This is a genomic window from Streptomyces fildesensis, from assembly GCF_016107395.1.
Classification (GTDB): Bacteria; Actinomycetota; Actinomycetes; order Streptomycetales; family Streptomycetaceae; genus Actinacidiphila; species Actinacidiphila fildesensis.
The window spans coordinates 23954-45090 of record NZ_JAAIKO010000015.1 but is presented as its reverse complement, the minus strand read 5'-3'; the positions used below and the strand labels follow the sequence as shown (position 1 = coordinate 45090).

The window sequence follows — 21137 nt, the reverse complement described above, 5'->3', positions numbered from 1 at the left end:
GGCCCGGGGCGGCTGCCGGTCAGCCGGTCAGCTGGCCCGGGAGAGCCACGCGGTGGCGTTCAGGGCCAGGGCCGCGTTGGTGGCGGTGGAGTCGTTCCAGCCGTCGTAGAGGGTGTTGCCGGACTGGCCGGTGCCGTCGTCGATCGGGGAGCTGTCGCCCCAGACCGCGACCCGGCCGCTGCCGAAGGTACTGGTGGCGAAGAAGGCTCCGGTGGTGCCGGTGGGGCTGTAACCGGTGCGCCAGAGCAGGCCCTTGACGGCGGGGTTGTCGGACGGCTTGAGCGTGAAGGTGGTGCCGCTGGCGATCAGGCTCTTGGTCACCTTGCCGAAGGTTCCGTTGAGCACCGGGTTGGCGCTGTCGTTGATCGCCGCCGGGTGGTCGGAGCTGATGCTGAGCTTGTCGACGGAGAAGCCGAACGGGTCGGTGCTGTCGACGGTGTTGTTGGACATCAGATCGTTGATGATCTTGGGCGAGTCGGCACCGTCGTTGTTGCGGTCGGAACCGTTGTGGTCCGAGATCAGGAAGAGCCCGCCACCGTTCTTCACGAAGGTCATCACCGCGGTCTTCTCCGCCGCGGTGAGCAGGATGTTGGGCTCCGGCAGCACGAAGGTGTCGAAGTTCGCCAGGTCCGTCGCGGCGGACGTCCCGTAGGTGATCCTCCCGCCCGACGGCAGCGTCTTGAGGGAGTAGCCACCGGTCTTCTGGAGCGCCACGCCCCAGGACGAGAGGGCGCCGGTCCAGTCCTTGTCGGTCTTGGGCGCGGAGTTCTGGCCCAGCGGGTCGGGCTGGCTGGTGCCGATGATCCAGTCGGCGTTGCCGGCCGTCTCGGCGTGGGCGTTGTCGAACAGGACGCGGTGGGGGGTGGCCGCGTGGGCGCCGTGCGCGGTCGCCGTCTGGACGGCGGTGCCCGCGACGAGGGCGCCGAGAACGGCGAGAGCGCTGGTGATGCGGCGTCGGGAACTGCTGCGTACAAGCATCCGGCGTACCTCCGTGGGGGGTGGGAGAGGTCGTGCGGTCGCCAAGTCTGCGCGCGTAGAACGTCGTGTGGGGAACGACCGGGCAACGCACCATTGAACGGTACATGCCACGATCGCCCCCAACAACGGCCCCACGCGCCCCATCCGCGCATCCGACCGCACCCGCCGACCGCACCCGCGACGGCACCCGGAACGGTCAGCCGGCGGGCCGCCGCAGCAGGGTGACGACCGCGGCGCCGCCCAGCCCGATGTTGTGCGCGAGGCCGGCCCGGGCCCCTTCGACCTGCCGCGGTCCCGCCTCGCCCCGCAGCTGCCAGACCAGTTCGGCGGCCTGGGCCAGCCCGGTGGCGCCGAGCGGATGGCCCTTCGAGATCAGACCGCCGGACGGATTGACGACCCAGCGCCCGCCATACGTGGTGGCCCCGTCGCCGATGAGCTTGCCGGACTCCCCCTCGCCGCACATGCCGAGCGCCTCGTACGTCAGCAACTCGTTGATGGAGAAGCAGTCATGGAGCTCAATGACGTCGACATCCTCGATCCCCAGCCCGGACTCCTCGTAGACCGCGTGCGCCGCCGCCCGCGACATCGGCTTGCCCACCACATCGATGCACGAGCCCGACGAGAAGCTCTCGCCGGTGTCCGTGGTCATCGCCTGGCCGGCGATCTCCACGGCCCGGTCCTCCAGCCCGTGCTCGCGCACGAAGCGCTCCGAGACCACCACCGCGGCGGCCGCGCCGTCCGAGGTCGGCGAGCACTGCAGCTTGGTCAGCGGGGAGTGGATGGTCCTGGCGGCCAGGATCTCCTCGACGGTGTACACGTCCTGGAACTGGGCGTTGGGGTTGTTCGCCGAGTGCCCGTGGTTCTTCGCGCCGACCCCCGCCAGTTGCTCCGCCGTCGTGCCGTAGCGCTCCATGTGCTCCCGCGCGGCGTTGCCGAAGATCTGGGCGGTCGGCGGGGTCATCTCGAAGCCGTGCTTCGCCGCCATCACCCCGTAGTGCCGGGCGACCGGCGAGGTCGCGAAGTCACCGCCGCTGGAACCGGCACCCAGCGCGCCCTTGGTCATCTTCTCGAAGCCGAGCGCCAGCACGCAGTCGTTGAGACCGCCCGCCACGAACTGCCGGGCCATCATCAGCGCGGTGGAACCCGTGGCGCAGTTGTTGTTGACGTTGTAGACCGGCACCCCGCTGAGCCCCAGCTCGTACACCGCCCGCTGGCCCGCCGTGGACGCCTGGTAGCAGTACCCGACCGGCACCTGTTCCACGAGGTCGTACGGAATCCCGGCGTCGGCAAGGGCCGCGGTCCCCGCCTCCTTCGCCATGTCCCAGTACTGCCAGTCACGGGTCTCGGGCTTCTCGAACTTCGTCATGCCGACGCCGACGACGAAGACCTTGCTGGTCATGCGTTCTCCTTCAGTCACGGGTTCAGTCACGGGGGAGGCCGAGGATCCGCTCGGCGACGACATTGAGCTGCACCTGCGTGGTACCGCCCGCGATGGTCAGGCAGCGCGCCATCAGGAATCCGTGCAGGGCGCGTTCGTCCGTGACGCCCTCCGGGCCGAGCAGTTCCAGTGCCAGCTCGGCGATGCGCTGCTGGTGCGGGGTCTGGACGAGCTTGCGCACCGAGGCACCGGCGCCCGGCTCCAGGCCCGAGACCTGCTGCAACGTGGTCCGCAGGCCGATGCAGGCCAGCGCGTGCGCCTCGACGAGCAGCCCGCCGAGCCGGTCGCGCACCACCTCGCCCGCCGCGCCGGCCCGCCCGATCAGCGCCTCGAGACCGGTGTCGAAGGCCACCTGGTCCGCCATGTGCACCCGCTCGTTGCCGAGCGTGTTGCGGGCCACCCGCCAGCCGCCGTCCACCTCCCCGACGACCGCGTCGCCGGGCAGCACGACATCGTCGAAGTACACCTCGTTGAACAACGAGTCGCCGGTGATCTCCTTCAGCGGCCGGATGTCGATACCGGGCGTGTTCTTCATGTCCACCACGAAGTACGTCAGGCCCTTGTGCTTGGGCGCCGCCGGATCCGTCCTGGCCAGCAGGATCCCGAAGTCCGACCACTGGGCGGCCGACGTCCACACCTTCTGCCCGTTGACCTTCCACCGGCCGTCCGGCAGCCGCTCCGCCCGGGTCCGCAGCGACGCCAGGTCGGAACCGGCGCCCGGCTCCGAGAACAGCTGGCACCACAGCGCCTCGCCGCGCAGCGTGCGCGGCACATAGCGGTCCCGCTGCTCCTGGCTGCCGTGCGCGATCAGGGACGGCACCACCCAGGTGGCGATCCCCAGATCGCTCACCTTCACCCCGGCCGCCCGCAGCTCCAGCTGCACCGCCAACTGCTGCACGGGCCCGGCGCCCAGCCCGTACGGCGCCGGCAGATACGGCGCCGCGTACCCGGTGGGAGCCAGCGCCTCGCGCGCCGCGGCCGGATCGAGCCCCGCGGCTGCCGCCACCACCGCCCGCGCCCGCTCCCGGTAGGTCTCCGCCTCCTCGGGCAGATCGAGCCGCAGCTCCCGCCGGACCCCCTCCTCCGCCAGCTCCGCCACCCGCAGCCGGTAGGTGTGCCCCGCCCCGAGCAACTGCCGCACGGCGGTGGCCCGCCGCAGATACAGATGCGCGTCGTGCTCCCAGGTGAAGCCGATGCCGCCCAGGATCTGGATGCAGTCCTTGGCGCAGCCGAAGGCCGCCTCGACCGCGGCGGCCGCCGCCATCGCGGCCGTCAGCGGCAGTACGTCACGCGCCGCGTCCCAGGTCAGCGCCCGCGCCTGCTCGACCCGTACGAGCATCTCCGCACACGCGTGCTTCACCGCCTGGAACTGCCCGATGGGCCGCCCGAACTGCTCACGCACCTTCGCGTACTCGGTGGCCGTACGCAGCGCCCAGCCCGCGATCCCGCACGCCTCGGCGGCGAACAGCACCCGGGCGAGATCCTCCACCGACCCGGGCTCGATCCCCAGCACCCGCTCGGGCGGCACCACCACCCGCCGCGCGACCACCTCGGCGGTGCGCCGCGTCGGATCGGCACCGGGTTTCTCCCGCACGTCCAGCGCCGCGGCGTCCACCGCCATCCACACCGCACCGGCCCGCAGCAGGATCAGCCCGGCCTCCGCCCCACCGAGCACCGGCGGAGCGGTGCCGTCCAGTACGTACCCGCCGCCCTCCGACGGCTCGGCCGTCATCGACCCCGCGCCCAGCGCGACCGCCGCGATCCTGCTGCCGTCCGCCAGCCCGGGCAGCAGCGCCTTGCCCTCCGCGGCCCGCGCCAGTACGGCTGCCGCCAGCACGGTGGGCAGGAACGGCCCCGGCAGACAGACCGCCCCGAGCTCCTCCAGCACGACCGCCAGATCCAGCAGCCCGCCGCCGCCCCCGCCGAACTCCTCCGGCAGATGCACCCCCGACAACCCCTGCGCGGCCACCTCCCCCCACCACACGGGCGCCCCCGCGCCCGGGCCCACCTCCAGCGCTGCGCGCACGGCTTCGGGGGGAACAGCACGCCCCGCCCACCCGCGGGTGGCTGCCGCCAACTCGTGGTGCTCTTCGGTGATTCCGATGCCCATGCGGACGGATACTAGAACGTGTTCCATTCTGACGGAAGGTCAGAAACGGCTTCGCCTCCGGCGAGGTTCAGCCGGAAGCCCACCCGCGGCACCGTTGCGCCTGCGGCGGGCTTTCGCCCACCCACCCGCCCTCTTGCCTACCGGCAGGGTTGGCACCCCGCGACACCGCTGCGCCTGCGGCGAGCCGCGCCGCCTCCGGCGGGGGCCGGTACGTCAGCGCCCGCGGCACCGCTGCGCCTGCGGCGGGCTTTCCCCACCCGCCCGCCCCTTCCGCCTGACCGGCGGGGCACGCCGAGGCGTCGGCAACGAGCAGGCCCGCTGCGCCTGCGGCGCGTTCGCCCACCCACCCCGTCCCCCGCCGGGGGTTCGCGGCCCGCCGATGGGAAGGCAGGGGCAGCCACCCCCGCCGCCTGGACGGGAGGGGGACGGGGCCGCAGGGGAGGGGTTCGAAATGCTGCCGAGCTATTTGTGAGCCGCTGGGGCACCCCCGGCCGAAGGTTGGGGGACCGTAAATATACGATTCCGGACCCCTCCCCCGGAGGACCCGGCCCCCGCACCCCCCAACCCACCTGGCAGGATGCCCGGACGCGACCGAACACCTACCCGAAGGCGGCAGCTCATGGCCCACCCCGACCCCCGCGTCCAAGCCGCCTTCGAGGCCGCCAAGGGGTTCATGCCGCTCGACGAAGGGCTCGCGCTCCACGACGCCGCCACCGACGCCGCCGCGCGCCTCCCCGGGCTGCCCCTCCTCGAAGTGGGGACGTACTGCGGTCGCTCCACCATCCTGCTCGCCGACGCGGCCCGAGCGGCCCGCACCGTGGCCGTCACCGTCGACCACCACCGCGGCAGCGAAGAGCAGCAGCCCGGCTGGGAGTACCACGACAAGGACCTCGTCGACCCCGAGGTCGGCCTGATGGACACCCTGCCGACCTTCCGAAGGACCCTGCACGCGGCCGGCTTCGAGGACGACGTCATCGCCATCGCCGGCCGCTCCCCCCGGGTCGCCGCGACCTGGGGCAAGCCCCTCGCCCTGGTCTTCATCGACGGCGGTCACACCGACGAGCACGCCACCGCGGACTACGAGGGCTGGGCCCCGCACGTGGCGCCGGACGGCGTGCTCGTCGTGCACGACGTGTTCCCGGACCCGGCGGACGGCGGCCAGGCGCCGTACCGGGTGTACCGGCGGGCGCTGGACTCCGGAGCATTCACGGAGGTGTCCGTGACGCGTTCGCTGCGCGTCCTGCGGCGCACCGGCACCGGGATCTAAGACGGAGACGGGGACCCGAAACGGGGATCCGGGACGGCCGCCGCCGGCGGCCGATAGCATCGGAAGCGTGTTCAGCGACGAGTCGAGGATGAGCGGCAGGACCGGCGCCGTGGTCATTTCCGTGGCCGCGTTGGTGCCCACCTGCTTCGCGGGCTGGCTCGTGTACCAGTCGATGCACGGGCCGGGCGGCGACGACGGGGCCCAGCGGGTGCTGCCCCTGCCGTCGACGTCGGCCCTGGCGGACCCGAGCGAGCAGACGGACGGCAAGGCCGGGTCCCCGACGTCGCGGACGTCAGGGACGTCGGGGCAACCGTCGTCGACGGATCCGCAGCGGAAGGCGTTCGGTACGTCCCCCACGAAGGGGACGCCCGCCGCCCCGGCCGCCGCACTCCCGCTCAGCGGGAAGACCGTCGTCATCGACCCGGGGCACAACACGAACAACGTCAACCACACCGCGGACATCAACCGGCTCGTCGATATCGGGACGACTCGCAAGGAATGCGACACGACCGGCACGTCCACCAACAGTGGATACGCCGAAGCGTCGTTCAGCCTCGATGTCTCCCGGCGGGTCCGCACCCTGCTCGCCGAGCGCGGGGCGAAGGTGCGGCTGACGCAGGACGGCGACCGGTCGTTCGGACCGTGCATCGACGAGCGGGCGCGGATCGGCAACGAGGCGCACGCGGATGCGGCCGTCTCCGTTCACGGGGACGGCTCGGCGGCGGGGAATCGCGGATTCCATGTGATCACCCCGGCGTCCCTGCACGCGGGGGCCGCCGACACCCGGCCCATCGTGGCGCCGTCCGGTCTGCTCGGTGCGGCACTGAAGTCGCACTTCGCGACCGACACGGGCTCGGCACCCGCGAACTATCTGGCGGACGGCACGGGGCTGATGGCCCGCAGCGATCTGGGCGGGCTCAATCTCTCGACCGTCCCCAAAGTGCTCATCGAGTGCGGCAACATGCGGGACGCGCAGGACGCGGCGAAGTTCACCGATCCGAAGTGGCGGCAGCGTGCGGCGGAGGGCATCGCTGACGGTATTACGGCATTCCTCCAAGGGAAGAGGTGACCAACCGGTAGCCATTCGGCGCCGATTGCGCACCAGTTGCCGCACCCGGCTCACCGCTTGCGGACCACACCCTTACGATAGGGGGCCACTCCCCGCGCCTCGCCCCTGAACTGGCAGAGAGCGCTGCGCGTACCGGCGACAGCGACGAAGACACCGAGACCGACAAAGGACCTTACGTGAACATCCGCTCCCTGTCCCGAGGAGACGGCGCGGTGATCGGAGCAGCGGCGCTGCTGCTGATCGCTTCGTTCCTGCCGTTCTTCTCCTTCGATAGCGCAGGCTCCGACAAGACGGTCAGCACATGGAGCGCGGCACTGTTCCCGCTGCTGCCGACCGTGACCCTCGCCGCGCTGGCGGCCGCGGGCCTGATCGTCGCCGGCCGGGCGATGGTGCCCGCGGGCCGTCAGGTGGTTGGGCTGACCCTGGAGCAGTGGGGCACCGCGCTGGCGGTCTTCGTCGGCTGGTCGGCGCTGTGGTCGGCGTTCTCCACCGTCATCCCGGACCTCGGTGGCGGCGCCAACAACGACGGCGTCAGCAAGGGCGTCGGCGCTTGGCTGACGCTCGTCTTCGGCATCGCGCTCGCGGTCGTCGCCGTGCTGTCGTCCCGCATTCCGGCGCTGCAGGCCCCGCTCATGGGCGCCCCGAAGCAGCCGCAGCCGTACGGTGGCGCGCCCTACGGTGCGCCGCAGCCGGGTCTTGGCCAGCCGGGCATGCCGCAGCCGGGCATGCCGCAGCCGGGTGGCTACGGCTACCCCGGTGCTCCGGCGCCCGACCCGTCGTTCGGCGGACAGCCGCAGCCCCAGCCGCACGCCTTCGGCGGCCAGGCCCCGGCTCCCGCCCCGGCTCCGCAGTCCCAGCAGCCGGCGCAGGGCCAGCCGCCGCAGTCCGGTTCCTCGGACTTCACGGCGTTCTGGTTCGCGGTGCCGGTGCCGCGTCCGCTGTTCGCGGAGGACGGTTCGCCGACGCCGATCGCCGAGCTGGCGCCGGGTACGTGGTACCTGGCGGTGGAGCAGCGGGGTGCGGCGCTGATCGCGCAGACCCAGGACGGCCGGCGTGGCGTGCTGCAGGACACGAGCGGTATTCAGCGCGGCTGACGTTCACGGCTGACGGCAGCATCTGCGGATGCGAGGTGGCCGTCCCTCGTCGTGCTTTGTGAGCCCCCGCCCGGATTCCGGGTGGGGGCTCACGCGTCTTTCGCCGTCCCTGTCCGTGCCGTACAGTCCTGATCTGACGCATCGTCAGATGGGGTGAAGGGGCGGCGCCATGAGGCTCGGGCTGGCACTCGGCTATTGGGGGCGTGGGCCCCGTGCGCGTGATGTGGAACTCGCGCAGGAGGCCGAGCGCCTCGGGTACGACTCCGTGTGGACCGCCGAGGCGTGGGGGTCGGACGCTTTCACTCCGCTGACCTGGATCGCGGCGCACACGTCGCGGATCAAGCTGGGGACGGGCATCGCGCAGATGGCTGCCCGCTCCCCCACCGCCACCGCGATGCACGCGCTCACCCTGGACCATCTCTCCGGTGGCCGGATGATGCTGGGGCTCGGGCTGTCCGGGCCGCAGGTGGTCGAGGGGTGGTACGGGCGGCCGTTCCCGAAGAGCCCGTTGACCGCGACCCGCGAGTACGTGGACGTTCTGCGGCAGGTCTTCCGGCGGGAGGGGCCGGTCGAGCTCGCAGGGCGGTTCCACAGTCATCCGTACTCCGGCGAGGACGGTACGGGGCTCGGCAAGGCGCTCAAGCCGATCACCCATCCGCTCCGGGCCGATCTGCCGATCCTGCTCGGCGCCGAGGGTCCGAAGAACATCGCCCAGACGACCCGCATCGCGGACGGCTGGATGCCGCTGTACTGGTCGCCGATGCGTACCGATGTCTATGAGCTGTCGCTGGCCGAGGCTCCCAAGGACTTCATGGTCGCGCCCCTGGTACGGGCCCAGGTGTGCGACGACGTGGCCGAGGGGCTGCTGCCGGTCAAGGCGATGCTCGGCTTCTACATCGGCGGGATGGGCGCCCAGGCGAAGAACTTCCATGCCGACCTGATGGCCCGGATGGGGTACGAGGAGGAGGCGCGGCACATCCAGCGGCTCTTCCTGGACGGGCGCCGGGAGGAGGCGGTGCTGGCCGTCCCGGATGCCTTCGCCGACGAGATCTCGCTGGTCGGGCCGCGGGAGCGGATCGCGGAGCGGCTGGAGCTGTGGCGGTCGGGGCCGGTCACCGACCTGCTGGTGACCGCGCCCGATCCGGACACGCTGCGTGTGCTCGCCGAGTTGAACAGCTAGCGGAACCTAGCCCCCTAGCTGACCTGCCGACGGGATCTGGTCCTTGACCTCGGCGCCCGCCTGCTTGCCCGCCTCCTTCACCCCGTCGATCGTCTTCTGGAACGTGCTGACCACGTCGTCCGTCGAATCGCCCTTGCGCAGCTTGCTGGGCAGGTCCTTGAGGGCGTCGATGCCGGCGGTCAGCGGGGCCACCAGCTTGGAGAGCGTGGGGTCGCCCTTGGCGTTGTCCGCCGCGGCCTTGAGCCGGTTGTAGGCGAACGCCCCGGCCAGACCCGCCTTGACCAGCGCGAACGTCCGGCCGTCCGCGCCCTTCTTGAACGTCCCGGCGCGGTACGGCTTGATGATCCACTGATAGGTGGCGCCCGCCGCGAGCCCGGCGTTCGCGACGAAGCGGGTCTTGGCGAGCTTCTGCTTCTCGGCCGTGGTCGAGGCCGTCGGGCTGCCGGACACCTCGGTCTTCGCCTTGTCGTTGCACGCGGTCGTCGCGGTGAGGAGCGCGCCGCAGAGCAGCAGCGCGGTCAGCAGGCGGCGCAAGGGGATGCCGTTCGGCACGGTCGACCTCCGAGGACGTACGGGGCACACGTCCTCGCAGGATCACCCGGCCGGCACACCCCCGCCACTCGGGCCGCCGGAACCGCCGCACGGATCATCGGCGGCCGTCCGGGCCGTTCAGAACGCCGTACGGGCCAGCCAGTGGTCCAGCAGCTCGCGGTCGCCGAGCACCTGCACGCGGTCGCTGTCCAGCGGCAGCCGCCGGTAGAAGGCGAGCAGCAGGTCGGTGAGGGGAGCGCGCAGCGCCACGTCGCCCTTGGCGTGCTCGCGCCGCCAGGTGACGGATTCCGGGCCGCGTTCGATCACCCATTCGGCGACCAGTCCGGCCGGGCTGTCGGTGGCGTGCAGGTGCAGGGTCTGTCCGTGGCCGCGCAGTTCCGCGAGCTCCGGGGTCTGCTCGACGGCGAACGGATCGGTGATGATCTCCAGCCACTCGTCGATCGCGTCGGCGGCCAGCTCGGCCGGCGCGTGGTACTCGCTCCAGGTGGCCAGCGCGGCGTCCGCCCGGTGCACCAGGGTCTCCAGGACCATCCGGCGGGCCCAGAAGCCGGCTTGCTGCGGCCGCGCCCAGGTCCAGACCGGCAGTTCGGGGCCGGACTCGCGCAGCGTGGCGGCGAACCGCTCGGCGCCCTCGGCCAGCCAGCTGTCGAGCTTCTCGCCGGCGGGTGCCTCGTAGTCCGGCACCTGGTTCTCGGGGAGGTACTTCTCGGCCCTGGTGCCGACGATCGTCTCCGCCCAGCGGTGCGCCTGGCCGACGTGGGCCGCCAGTTCGTGCAGGGTCCAGCCCGGGCAGGTCGGCACCTTGGCGCCGGGGTCGGAACCGCGGAGTGTGTCACGCAGCCGGGCGGTCTCCTCGACGATCGCCGTGCAGTACGCCTCGTGCTCCAGCCAGGCCATGCGCCGCCATCCCTCGTCTACTTCATATCGAAAGGATTTTCCACCAGCAGTTTCAACCAGCCTAACGGGGCAAGGCGAGGGCTATGTCCAGACGCTACCGAGGCAATCCCGCAGCGGCGATCATTCTGATCGTCGCAGATGTCGCGGCCCTGATCCTGATCCTGTGGATACTCATGTATCTGCTCGACGCCAACAAGGCCAACGACCTGGTCAACTGGATCCACAATTCGGCGAATTGGCTCGCGGGCTGGTCCCTCGACCTGTTCACCATGGATTCGGACAAACTCCGCACCGTGCTGAACTACGGCCTTCCGGCCGTGGTCTACCTGGTCATCGGCCATGCCGTGGCCGGCCGGGTCAATCGGGCCTGATCCGGCAGCACGGAAGAAACCGGCCGAACGGCAGGCCGCCAGGGCCCGGCCACGCCCTGGCGGCAAGGTCTCCTGACAGCACGGCCGTACGGTCCTAGCAGCAGCCCGCGTCGTCCGGAGCCAGGCCGATCGGGAGCCGCTCGCCCCCGAAGACCGCGGTGGTCGCCTCGTCCCCCCCGAGCGCGGCCACCGCGAGCAGCAGTGCGCCGGCCGTCCAGGAAGTACGTTCCTCCGGCCAGACGGCGTCGTCGTCGTAGACGTAGCCCGTCCAGTACATCCCGTCGTCCCCGGTGCGCAGGTGCTGGATGTCGGCGAGGATCTCCACAGCGCGGTCGGACTCGCCCATCGCCCACAGGGCGAGGGCGAGTTCCGCGCTCTCCCCGCCGGTGACCCAGGGCCGGTCCGAGACGCAGCGGACCCCGAGGCCGGGCACCACGAAGGTCTCCCAGAGCGCCTCGATGCGTTCCTTGGCGGCCGGGCCACGCAGCGCGGTACCGAGGACCGGGTAGTACCAGTCCATGGAGAAGCGCCCCTTGTCGAGGAAGCGCTCGGGGTGGTGCAGCACGGCGTGGCCGAGCAGGCCGGTCGCCAGCTCCCAGTCGGGCTGCGGCTCCTCGCGGTAGTCCGCGACGGCCAGCGCGCAGCGCAGCGCCTGGTAGATCGAGGACGAGCCGGTGAGCAGCGCCTCTTCGGGGAAGCCGCCGTCGTCGTCGCGCTTCCAGGCGATCTGGCCGCCGGGCAGCTGGAGCGCGAGCACGAACTCCACGGCGGCGTAGAGGGTCGGCCACAGCCGTTCCAGGAAGGCGTCGTCGCCCGTGGACAGGTAGTGGTGCCAGATGCCCACGGCCACGTACGCGACGAAGTTGGTCTCGCGGGTCCGGTCGAGGGGCTCGCCCGGCGCGACGGCCGCGTCCGCGCCGGGTACGTCTCCGGCGTACGAGTAGGACGCGTACCAGGAGCCGTCGGTGTTCTGCCGGTCGGCGAGCCAGCGGTACGCGGCCTCGGCGCGGCCGTGTTCGCCCGCCGCGTCCAGAGCCATGGCCGCCTCGACGTGGTCCCACGGGTCGAGGTGCCCGCCGGTGAACCACGGTATGGCGCCGTCGGCCCGCTGGATCGCGGAGATGCCGGCCACGGTCAGTTCGGCCTGCTCGGCGGTGAGGACTCCGGGCAGGACGAGGTGTTCGGTGCGCCCCGGACTCGTCACGCGTCCACCCGCGCATCCAGCACGGGGGTGTGCGGCTTGGTGGCGTAGGCCACGAAGCTCTTGCCGATCAGCGGGTTGAGGGCCTGCTCGGCGACCTTGGTGGCCAGCGGCTTCTTCATGATGTCCCAGACCAGGAGCTTGTGGTACAGCTTCACCGGCAGGGCCTTGTCGTTGTCGACGCCGACGGCGCACTTGATCCACCAGTACGGGGAGTGCAGTCCGTGTGCGTGGTGGGTGCCGTAGGGCTGGAGGCCGGCCTCGCGCATCTTGCCGAGCAGTTCGTCGCCCCGGTAGATGCGGATGTGGCCGCCCTCGACCTCGTGGTAGGCGTCGGAGAGCGCCCAGCAGATCTTCTCCGGGCCGAAGCGCGGCACCGTGATCGCTATCCGGCCGCCGGGCCGCAGCACCCGCACCATCTCGGCGAGTACGCCCTTGTCGTCCGGGATGTGCTCCATGACCTCGGAGATGATCACGACGTCGAAGCTGTCGTCGGGGAACGGCAGTTGGAGCGCGTCACCCTCCATCGCGACGGCGGACGCGCCGGCCGGGGCCTCGCCCTCCGCCTTCATCGCCGCGAACCACTTGGCGACCTCGCGGATCTCGTCGCCGTTGCGGTCCAGGGCGACGACATTGGCGCCGCGCCGGTAGCACTCGAAGGCGTGCCTTCCGGCGCCGCAGCCCAGGTCGAGGACCCGGTCGCCAGGGGCGAGCGGGAAACGGGAGAAGTCGACGGTCAGCACGGAGCCTCTGCTTTCGTCCGGTGGGTCGGGGCGGGGGCGGCGGACTGGGCGGCGATCGCCGCTCGGTAGTGCTCGGCCGTGCCGATGGCGGCCTGTTCCCAGGTGAAGCGGCTGAGGACGCGCTGCCGGCCGGCCACGCCGAGGCGGCGCCGGAGGTCCGCGTCCCCGAGCAGCCGGCCCAGGGCGGTGGCGAGCGCGCCGGCGTCACCGGGCGGTACGGCGAGACAGGTCTCGCCGTCGGTCCCGGCGACCTCGGGGATCGCGCCTCCGGTGGTGGCGACCAGCGGGGTGCCGGTGGCCATCGCCTCGGCGGCGGGCAGCGAGAAGCCTTCGTAGAGCGAGGGAACGCAGGCGACCTCGGCACCGCGGATGAGGTCGACGAGTTCGGCGTCGGTGATGCCCTTGACGAAGTCGATGGCGCCTTCGAGGCCGAACCGGGTGATGGCGGCGGCGACCGGCCCGTCCTCGGCGCGCTTGCCGACGACGACGAGATGCGCGTCGGGTCGCTCCGCGCGGAGCTTGGCGAGCGCTTCGACGAGGTGGACCAGGCCCTTCAGCGGCACATCGGCGCTGGAGGTGGTGACGATGCGGCCGGGGATCTCGGGCACCGAGGCGTCCGGCGAGAAGAGCCGGGTGTCGGCGCCGATGTGGACGACGTGGACGCGGTCCTCCCGCACCCCCAGGTCCTCCACGATCTCGGCGCGGGAGGAGCCGGAGACGGTCAGCACGGACGGCAGCCGGCGCGCGACGCGCTTCTGCATCTGGGTGAAGCCGTACCAGCGGCGCACCGACAGCCGGCGCTTCCAGTCGGGCGCCGCGGCCAGGTCCAGCCGCCGGTCGACGGTGATCGGGTGGTGGATCGTGGTGACCAGCGGGGTGCCGAGCCCGAGCAGCCCGTAGCCGAGCGTCTGGTTGTCGTGGATCACGTCGAACTCGCCGCGCCGGGCCGCCAGGTGGCGCCGGGCGCGCAGCGAGAACGTCAGCGGCTCGGGGAAGCCACCGGTCCACATCGTGCCGACCTCGACCGCGTCGATCCAGTCGCGGTACTCGCCGAGCCGGGGATTGCGGAACGGGTCCGGCTGCCGGTACAGGTCCAGGCTGGGCAGCTCGGTGAGGGTCACTCCGGCACCGACGGCGTCGAGCACCGGATAGGGCTGGGCGCCGATCACCTCGACGGTGTGGCCGAGCCGGGCGAGCTCACGGGAGAGATGGCGTACGTAGACGCCCTGGCCCCCGCAGAAGGGGTTCCCCTTGTAGGTGAGCAGCGCGATCCGTAGTGGCATGGCCTCAACGGTCACTCCCGGCCCCCTTCTCACTCACTTCCGCCGGAGCGTAACCGGTCGCGCTAATCTAGAACAAGTTTCAGACTCGAACGTTCAGAACCGAATCTACCGGCAGCGGCACGGCCCCGAATGAGGCGGACCAGGTGATTCGCACCACGACATCTGTCCTGCCATCATGCAACGCAGTGCCACGGTGACCGCGGATTACGGATGGAATGTCACGGAATGGGACATATGACAACAGAACCCAAGCCGCCGACTCCGTCGTCGCCCCTGCTGACCGAACGTCAGGAGGCGCGCCGCCGTCGCATCCTGCACGCCAGCGCGCAGCTCGCCTGCCGCGGCGGTTTCGACGCGGTGCAGATGCGTGAGGTCGCCGAGAACTCGGGCGTCGCGCTCGGCACGCTCTACCGCTACTTCCCGTCCAAGATCCATCTGCTGGTCGCCACCATGCAGGACCAGCTCGGCCAGATGCACGAGACGCTGCGCAAGCGTCCGCCGGTCACCGCCGAGCCGGCCGACCGGGTCGCCGAGACGCTGATGCGCGCCTTCCGCGCGATGCAGCGCGAACCGCATCTGGCCGACGCGATGGTGCGCGCCCTGACGTTCGCCGACCGTTCCGTGAGCCCCGAGGTCGACACCGTCTCCCGGCTCACCACCGCGATCATCCTGGACGCGATGGGCCTGGACGGCCCGCCCACCGCCGACCAGCTCTCCGCGGTCCGGGTGATCGAGCACACCTGGCACTCGGCCCTGGTGACCTGGCTCTCCGGCCGCGCCTCCATCGCGCAGGTGAAGATAGACATCGAAACCGTGTGCCGGCTGATCGACCTGACGGCGCCGGAGCGGCGCGGCTGAAAAAGGCGCCTCAGGAACGGCACGCCCGGGACCTGGCGATACCGGCCGGTGGGATGTGCCGGAGGCACCCCCAGGTGGCCCCTGTCGCACGCACATTCCCAGCGTGCGGGGGGCACATGGGCGCACGGAATGCGCCTCCGTGCATCTCCTTGGCCGGATTGCGGGGCCATCCCTGACGACTTCGCGGGTACGAATGGGGTTGCTCGCACGGTCCGGTCCACGGGGTTCTCGAAGGGGCAAATGTGATCCGGGTTTTACTAGTACATGACACATGGCTGATGCGATCCGCGCTCGCGGCGCTGCTGGGCAGGGAACACGACATCGAGGTGGTGGCCACGCCATGGCGCAACGCACCGAGACGCGCTCGGTCGTTACGGCCTCAAGTGTGTGTGGTCGACGTCGAGTGTCCTGGTGCCGAACACGGCAACGTGGCCCAACTGACGGAGTTACAGGACTACGCGGTCGGCCAGGAATGTGCCCTGCTCGTCCTGGCCACCGCGAGCCGCCCGGGTCTGCTGCGCCGCGCGTCGCAGGCGCGTGCGCTGGGGTTCGTCAACAAGGACGCACCGCCGGAGGAACTGGTCCGTGGGATCAGGAGAGTCGCTACGGGGGAACGTTTCGTCGACAATTCGCTCGCTTTTGATTTCCTGCAGGCCGCCGACATTCCGCTGACCCCCCGCGAGTTGAGCGTGCTGTCACTCGCCGCCGAGGGCGCGTCCATCGGCGAGATCGCCCGCGTCCTGCACCTGTGCAACGGCACCGTGCGCAACTACATGGCCGCGATCACCCGCAAGACGGGCGCCCGGAACCGGGTCGACGCCATACGAATATCCCGGGTGGCCGGCTGGCTCTGACCAGTTCCCGACCAGGTCCCGGTAGAGCGCGGACCGCTCCAGGAGCTCCTCGTGGCCGCCGCAGACCGTATGCGTGCCGTCCATGACCAGCACCTGGTCCGCGCGCCGCGCCGAGCTGATGCGGTGCGCGATCACGATCAGCGCTCCGCCGCCGGGGCGGAGCGCGAAGGCCCGTTCCGCACGGGCCTCCGCCGCCGGGTCGAGATAGCAGGTCGCCTCGTCCAGCAGCACCAGCGGCGCGGGCGACAGATACGCGCGGGTCAGCGCCAGCAGCTGCCGCTCCCCCTGGGACAACGTGCCCGGCTCGGCGATGCCGTCCAACCCGCCCATCCGGTCCAGCAGTTCCGACATCCCGACGGCCCCGGCCGCCGCGCACAGCCGGCTGTCGGGGACCGGCTCGGGACCCGGGCACAGGTAGGACAGGTTGTCGCGGACGCTTCCGGCGAAGACGTACGCCTCCTGCGGGATCAGCACCCGCATCCCCGGCAGTTCGGTGGCCGGCTGCTCCCGCAGCGGCCGGCCACCGAGTTCCACCACACCCGCACCCGGGTGCAGCAGCCCCCCGATGAGCCCCGCGAGGGTCGACTTGCCGATCCCGCTCGGCCCGACGACCGCCAGATGGCAGCCGCGCGGCACCACGAGGTCCAGCTCCCGGACCACCGGCTCGGCCAGTTCCCCGTAGGCGAAGGTGACACCGCGCAACTCCACGGCGGGGGCGGTGGGTACATCCGTGGGGGCAGGCACGGGCGCATCCCCGACGGGCGCTCCGTCCTCCGGGTCCGGTGCGGCGGTCTGCGGTACCAGGCGGCCGAGGACGACGACGAAGCGCGAGCCGGCCGTGCCCAGCCCCTGGGTCAGGGCCTGCAGTGCGGGCAGCAGCGACTGGGTGAGGTAGGCGAGGGCGCCGACCAGCGCGCCCGCGGTCACCCCTCTGCCCAGCAGCCACGGCGCCGAGGCGAGCAGCAGGACGACGGGGAGCCGGCCGCCGACGCCCAGGGCCAGCGCGCGCAGCACTCCCCAGCGGGCGAGGACCCGTGACGCGCGGAATTCGGTGTCGATCCGCTGCGCGGCCTCCGCCGTCATCCGCTCCTCCGCGCCGCAGGCGGCGATGTCGCGGAGTCCGGCGGCCATCGCGCCCAGGCTCTCGGCCACGTCCTCGTTCGCGGTGAGGAAGGCCGCCTGGCGGCGGTTCATCGGCCGGAGCGTCAGGCAGAAGAGCCCGAGCCCCACGAACAGCGGCGGTACGACGACGAGCAGCAGGACGGGTGCCAGCGAGAGCAGCCCGATGAGGGCGCCCGCGACGGTGAACAGGAACGACCGCGACACCATCACCAGACCGGCGAACGTGTCGCGGGCGATCTCGACCTGTTGGGTCAGCCGCGAGACGACCGCGGTGTCCGCGCCGTGCGGGTCGCGTACGGCGTCGTCCAGGCCGCGGGCCACCACCCGCCGCACCAGGCCGTCGCGCAACGGTTCCACCAGGGCCGCGACCGCGCGGTAGACCCGGCCGGTCCCGAACGCGCCCGCCGCCACGGCCAGCGCGGCCAGCCCCGCGTACTTGGAGTTGCGCAGGTGCAGGGAGTAGGGGCCGGGTACGAACTTGAACGGTATGCCGCGCGGGACGCAGTGGTCCCAGACCTTCGCGATGGTCTTCTCGGCGTTTTCCAGACACGCGGAGACGTGGATCTTCCACCCCTGCGGGGGCGATCCGGGTCTGGGGACGCCGGTGCCGTCCACCGGCGTGAAGTGCAGCCAGTCACCGGAGCGTCCGGTGCGCCAGCCCTCGGGAACCGGGCGCTGGGCCGGCTCGTAGAGCGACGCACCGGATCCCTTGTCGGGACCGGAGCCCGTGGACAAGCGGTCCGGGGTCCCTTAGAAATACCTGTCGACTAGGCAGAAGACCTCGTACCGCTTGTCCATGACCTCCCCCTCCGGCCTCGAGGTGCTGAGATTTTCACGTGGCCGAAACGGGGAACAGTCGCGTCCGTAACGAAACACCCGTGCAGAACGCATATGTGCGTAATGCACGGGTGCGCAGCCGCAGGTCAGGAGGTGTCCCTGACCTGCGGCGGGACAGCTGTTCCGTTACTCCTCGGGCGGGAAGACCGGCTCGCCGGTGGCGAGCAGGGTGAGCGTGATCGCCTCCACCGGGCACCCTTCGGCCGCCGCCAGCACCTGTTCCGAGGCGTCGGACTCGGCGGCGGCGGGGTGGGACTGCCGGGCGCCGTCGAGGGTGAAGCCGTCCGGGGCCGCGTTGACGCACATGCCGGAGCCGATGCAGACCGTGCGGTCCACCTCGATGTGCCAGCGGTCGCCCATCAGCCCTCCGCCCCCGCCGTACCGGCCGGCGCCTGGTATCCGGCCGGCAGGTGGATCATCTTGTGCTCCAGGTACTCGCCGAAGCCCTCGGGGCCGAACTCCCGGCCCACGCCGGAGTTCTTGTAGCCGCCGAACGGGCCGAGCATGTCGAGGCTGAAGGTGTTCACCGAGTACGTGCCGGTGCGGACCTGGCGGGCGATGTCGATGCCGTGCTCGACGTCGGCGGTCCAGACGCTGCCGGACAGCCCGAAGTCGGAGTCGTTGGCGATCCGCAGCGCCTCGGCCTCGTCGTCGTACGGGAGCAGACAGATGACCGGGCCGAAGATCTCCTCGCGGGCGATCCGCATGGAGTTGCTGACGTCGCCGAAGAGCGTCGGTTCGACGTACCAGCCGGTGTCAAGACCGGCCGGCCGGCCGCCGCCGGTCAGGACCTTCGCGCCCTCCTCCTGACCGATCTTGATGTAGTCGAACGAGCGCTGCTGCTGGCGCTTGGCGACCAGCGGGCCGACCTCGGTGGCCGGGTCGAGCGGGTCGCCGACGACCAGCGCGGAGGCGGCCGCCGCGAAGCGCTCGGCGATCTCGTCGTAGCGGGAGCGCGGCGCCAGGATCCGGGTCTGGGCCACGCACGCCTGGCCGTTGTTCATCCAGGCGGCCGAGGTGATGCCGGGGACGGCGGTGTCCAGGTCCACGTCCGGGAGGATGACGGCGGCGGACTTGCCGCCCAGTTCCAGCGTGACGCGGGTGAGGTTGCGGGACGCGACCTCCATCACCCGCCGGCCGGCCCCGACCGAGCCGGTGAACGAGACCTTGTCGACGCCGGGGTGGCCGACCAGGTACTCGCTGACCTCGCGGTCGGCCGCCACGACGGACAGCACGCCGTCGGGCAGCCCGGCCTCCTTGGTGATCTCGGCCAGCACATACGCGTCGAGCGGGGTCTCCGGCGACGGCTTCAGCACGACGGTGCAGCCGGTGAGCAGCGCGGGCGCGAGCTTGGCGGCGGCGGTGAACTGCGGGACGTTCCACGGCACCACGGCCGCGACGACCCCGACGGGCTCACGGCGGACCAGGATCGGGCCGAGGACGCCGGTGCGGTGCTCCTCGTAGGGGAAGTCGCGGGCGACGGTGATCGCCGCGTCCCACACCATCATCGCGCCGAGCGACTGGGCGAGGATGCTCCACGAGTAGGGGGAGCCGTTCTCCGAGCTGATGAGACGGCCTATCTCGTCGTACCGGACGGCGATGGCGTCCTTGATGCGGGTGACGACGGCGATCCGCTCGTCGAGGGTCATCCGCGGCCACGGACCCTCGTCGAACGCCTTGCGGGCCGTGGCGACCGCGCGGTCCACGTCGGCGCGGGAGGCGTGCGGCACCCGCCCGATGACCTGCTCGGTGTGCGGGGAGATGACCTCGATGGTCCCGCTGCCGAGCGGGTCCACCAACTCCCCGCCGATGAACAGCTGTCCGTGTTCGATGAGGTCGGTCATTACTGGTGCCTCCTGCGGGTCGGCCCATACCTGACGCTGTTTCAGAACTGATACCAGTTCTAGTTATAGTGGGCAATGACTTCGTCGGCGAGAGGGGACCAGATGGTGCGCGTGACCGACCACGGCGGAGGGGTCTGGAGCATCCCGGTCCCGATCCCCGACAACCCCCTCGGCCACACGCTCGTCCATCTCCTGGACACCGACCGCGGTCCCGTACTGATCGACACCGGCTGGGACGATCCGGACTCGTACGCCGCGCTGGAGGCCGGGCTCGTCGAGGCGGGCACCTCCGTCGCCGAGGTGCACGGTGTCCTGATCACCCACCACCACCCCGACCACCACGGGCTGTCCGCGCAGGTCCGCGAGGTGTCCGGCGCCTGGATCGCGATGCACTCCGCCGACGCGGACGTGGTGCGCCGCACCCGGTCCGCCGAGCCGGCCCGCTGGCTGACCTTCATGACGGCCAAACTCACCGCCGCCGGCGCCCCCGAGGAGCACATCGCCCCGCTGCGCGCCGCCCGCGAATCGGGGCGGATGAGCACCCTGCCGGGGCTGCGGCCCGCGCTCCCGGACCGCGACATCGAACCCGGCGAGCTCGTGGACCTCGCCGGCCGGCGGCTGCGCGCCATCTGGACGCCCGGCCACACCCCCGGGCACGTCTGCCTGTTCCTGGAGGAGAGCCGGCGGCTGTTCTCCGGTGACCATCTGCTGCCGGGGATCTCCCCGCACATCGGGCTGTACGAGGACCCCGACGACGAGGTCGAGACCGATCCGCTCGGCGACTACCTGGCCAGCCTGGAGCGCATCGGCCGGCTGAACCCCGACGAGGTGCTGCCCGCCCACCAGTACGCGTTCAAGGACGCGGCCGGCCGGGTGCGGGAGCTGCTCGACCACCACGAGGAGCGGCTCGCCGGGCTGGCGGCGCTGATCAGTGACGCACCGCGCACCCCCTGGCAGCTCGCCGAGGTGATGGAGTGGAACCGCCCCTGGGAGCAGATCCCGTTCGGCTCCCGCAACATCGCCGTCTCCGAGGCCGAGGCCCATCTGCGGCGGCTGGTGAAGGCCGGCCGCGCCGAGGCCGTGCCCGGCTCCGACCCGGTCACCTACCAGGCGGTCTGACAGCACGGGCGGCCGGGGCGCGGGCGGGCCGGGACCGGGAGCGGCACCCGCAGGGCATACGATGTTCGGGACAATTCCATCCACGTCCGAGCGGGGGAAGCCGGCGCGAATCCGGCACTGACCCGCAACCGTGAGCCGTCCCCCAGGGCAGGGGCGGCGAGTCGGAGTACCCGCGCGGACGGGAGCGGCTCCCGGTCCGGCAGATGCGGCGACGTATCGGCGGCGACCGGCACCGTCGAGGTAGCGACCTGGGGAGACATAGGGAGCGGATCAGCGAGCGGCGTCATGCGGCTGCGCATCCAAGGCGGAGGAGGAAGGCG

At 71.5% G+C, this 21137-nt stretch carries 18 protein-coding genes, 1 pseudogene and 1 riboswitch; of the genes and pseudogenes, 8 read left to right on the top strand and 11 right to left on the bottom strand.

Going from position 1 to position 21137, the window contains the following annotated elements:
- Positions 1 to 27: 27 nt before the first annotated feature.
- From C6N31_RS21040 to C6N31_RS21030, 3 genes are all read right to left on the bottom strand, one after another.
- Positions 28 to 978: a hydrolase gene (locus tag C6N31_RS21040; protein ID WP_138357854.1), complete on the bottom strand. Its 951-nt coding sequence runs from the start codon at positions 976 to 978 to the stop codon at positions 28 to 30.
- Positions 979 to 1174: 196 nt separating this feature from the next.
- Complete coding sequence (locus tag C6N31_RS21035) at positions 1175 to 2377, bottom strand: lipid-transfer protein (RefSeq protein WP_138357855.1); 1203 nt, start codon at positions 2375 to 2377, stop codon at positions 1175 to 1177.
- A 22-nt stretch (positions 2378 to 2399) separates the two neighbouring features.
- Entirely contained in the window at positions 2400 to 4526 is a 2127-nt protein-coding gene (locus C6N31_RS21030; RefSeq protein WP_164296724.1) for an acyl-CoA dehydrogenase family protein, read from the bottom strand.
- A 619-nt stretch (positions 4527 to 5145) separates the two neighbouring features.
- On the opposite strand from C6N31_RS21030, the gene C6N31_RS21025 reads away from it, so the two are divergent.
- The 4 genes from C6N31_RS21025 to C6N31_RS21010 all read left to right on the top strand — a co-directional run bounded on the left by C6N31_RS21025 (position 5146) and on the right by C6N31_RS21010 (position 9136).
- A complete protein-coding gene (locus C6N31_RS21025) occupies positions 5146 to 5793 on the top strand; it encodes a class I SAM-dependent methyltransferase (RefSeq protein ID WP_187144860.1) in 648 nt (215 codons plus the stop codon).
- An 88-nt stretch (positions 5794 to 5881) separates the two neighbouring features.
- Positions 5882 to 6862: an N-acetylmuramoyl-L-alanine amidase gene (locus C6N31_RS21020; protein ID WP_138357705.1), complete on the top strand. Its 981-nt coding sequence runs from the start codon at positions 5882 to 5884 to the stop codon at positions 6860 to 6862.
- Positions 6863 to 7038: 176 nt separating this feature from the next.
- Positions 7039 to 7956: a DUF5336 domain-containing protein gene (locus C6N31_RS21015; RefSeq protein WP_138357674.1), complete on the top strand. Its 918-nt coding sequence runs from the start codon at positions 7039 to 7041 to the stop codon at positions 7954 to 7956.
- A gap of 169 nt (positions 7957 to 8125) precedes the next feature.
- Positions 8126 to 9136, top strand: coding sequence for an LLM class F420-dependent oxidoreductase (locus C6N31_RS21010; RefSeq protein WP_138357675.1), 1011 nt, complete (start codon positions 8126 to 8128; stop codon positions 9134 to 9136).
- Positions 9137 to 9142: 6 nt separating this feature from the next.
- Here C6N31_RS21010 and C6N31_RS21005 read toward each other — a convergent pair whose 3' ends face one another.
- Both C6N31_RS21005 and C6N31_RS21000 read right to left on the bottom strand, forming a co-directional pair.
- Positions 9143 to 9688, bottom strand: a complete 546-nt coding sequence (locus tag C6N31_RS21005) for a hypothetical protein (protein ID WP_138357676.1) — start codon at positions 9686 to 9688, stop codon at positions 9143 to 9145.
- Between the two features lie 117 nt (positions 9689 to 9805).
- The gene (locus C6N31_RS21000; protein ID WP_138357677.1) at positions 9806 to 10585 is read right to left on the bottom strand and encodes a maleylpyruvate isomerase family mycothiol-dependent enzyme; all 780 of its coding nucleotides are present in this window, start codon (positions 10583 to 10585) and stop codon (positions 9806 to 9808) included.
- A gap of 83 nt (positions 10586 to 10668) precedes the next feature.
- Here C6N31_RS21000 and C6N31_RS20995 point away from each other — a divergent pair, with 83 nt between their 5' ends.
- Positions 10669 to 10956 carry a hypothetical protein gene (locus tag C6N31_RS20995; RefSeq protein ID WP_138357678.1) on the top strand — a complete coding sequence of 96 codons (288 nt, stop codon included), beginning with the start codon at positions 10669 to 10671 and terminating at the stop codon, positions 10954 to 10956.
- Between the two features lie 94 nt (positions 10957 to 11050).
- Here the strand turns inward: C6N31_RS20995 and C6N31_RS20990 are convergent, their stop codons facing one another.
- Genes C6N31_RS20990 through C6N31_RS20980 form a run of 3 tightly spaced genes read right to left on the bottom strand, consistent with a single transcriptional unit; the run spans position 11051 to position 14183 of the window.
- Positions 11051 to 12160 carry a prenyltransferase/squalene oxidase repeat-containing protein gene (locus C6N31_RS20990; protein ID WP_138357679.1) on the bottom strand — a complete coding sequence of 370 codons (1110 nt, stop codon included), beginning with the start codon at positions 12158 to 12160 and terminating at the stop codon, positions 11051 to 11053.
- The gene (locus C6N31_RS20985) at positions 12157 to 12900 is read right to left on the bottom strand and encodes a class I SAM-dependent methyltransferase (protein WP_138357680.1); all 744 of its coding nucleotides are present in this window, start codon (positions 12898 to 12900) and stop codon (positions 12157 to 12159) included. Before C6N31_RS20985 ends, C6N31_RS20990 begins: the two co-directional genes overlap by 4 nt.
- Entirely contained in the window at positions 12894 to 14183 is a 1290-nt protein-coding gene (locus C6N31_RS20980; RefSeq protein ID WP_138357681.1) for a glycosyltransferase family 4 protein, read from the bottom strand. The genes C6N31_RS20985 and C6N31_RS20980 overlap by 7 nt, the downstream gene beginning before the upstream one ends.
- Positions 14184 to 14417: 234 nt before the next feature.
- Here C6N31_RS20980 and C6N31_RS20975 point away from each other — a divergent pair, with 234 nt between their 5' ends.
- Entirely contained in the window at positions 14418 to 15041 is a 624-nt protein-coding gene (locus tag C6N31_RS20975; protein ID WP_138357682.1) for a TetR family transcriptional regulator, read from the top strand.
- A 278-nt stretch (positions 15042 to 15319) separates the two neighbouring features.
- Positions 15320 to 15895, top strand: a complete 576-nt coding sequence (locus tag C6N31_RS20970; protein WP_164296714.1) for a response regulator transcription factor — start codon at positions 15320 to 15322, stop codon at positions 15893 to 15895.
- Between the two features lie 222 nt (positions 15896 to 16117).
- Here C6N31_RS20970 and C6N31_RS47145 read toward each other — a convergent pair.
- The 3 genes and pseudogenes from C6N31_RS47145 to C6N31_RS20955 form a co-directional block, all read right to left on the bottom strand.
- Positions 16118 to 17752 (bottom strand): annotated as a pseudogene (locus tag C6N31_RS47145) (class III lanthionine synthetase LanKC N-terminal domain-containing protein); the annotation flags it as partial.
- Positions 17753 to 17980: 228 nt separating this feature from the next.
- Positions 17981 to 18214 (bottom strand): ferredoxin, encoded by a 234-nt coding sequence (locus tag C6N31_RS20960; protein WP_138357684.1) that lies wholly within the window; start codon positions 18212 to 18214, stop codon positions 17981 to 17983.
- Positions 18214 to 19698 carry an aldehyde dehydrogenase gene (locus C6N31_RS20955; RefSeq protein WP_138357685.1) on the bottom strand — a complete coding sequence of 495 codons (1485 nt, stop codon included), beginning with the start codon at positions 19696 to 19698 and terminating at the stop codon, positions 18214 to 18216. The genes C6N31_RS20960 and C6N31_RS20955 overlap by 1 nt, the downstream gene beginning before the upstream one ends.
- Before the next feature lie 102 nt (positions 19699 to 19800).
- On the opposite strand from C6N31_RS20955, the gene C6N31_RS20950 reads away from it, so the two are divergent.
- Positions 19801 to 20817 carry a Strvi_7410 family MBL fold metallo-hydrolase gene (locus tag C6N31_RS20950; RefSeq protein ID WP_138357686.1) on the top strand — a complete coding sequence of 339 codons (1017 nt, stop codon included), beginning with the start codon at positions 19801 to 19803 and terminating at the stop codon, positions 20815 to 20817.
- Positions 20818 to 20882: 65 nt separating this feature from the next.
- A riboswitch (cobalamin riboswitch) is annotated at positions 20883 to 21009 on the top strand.
- Positions 21010 to 21137 lie beyond the last annotated feature (128 nt).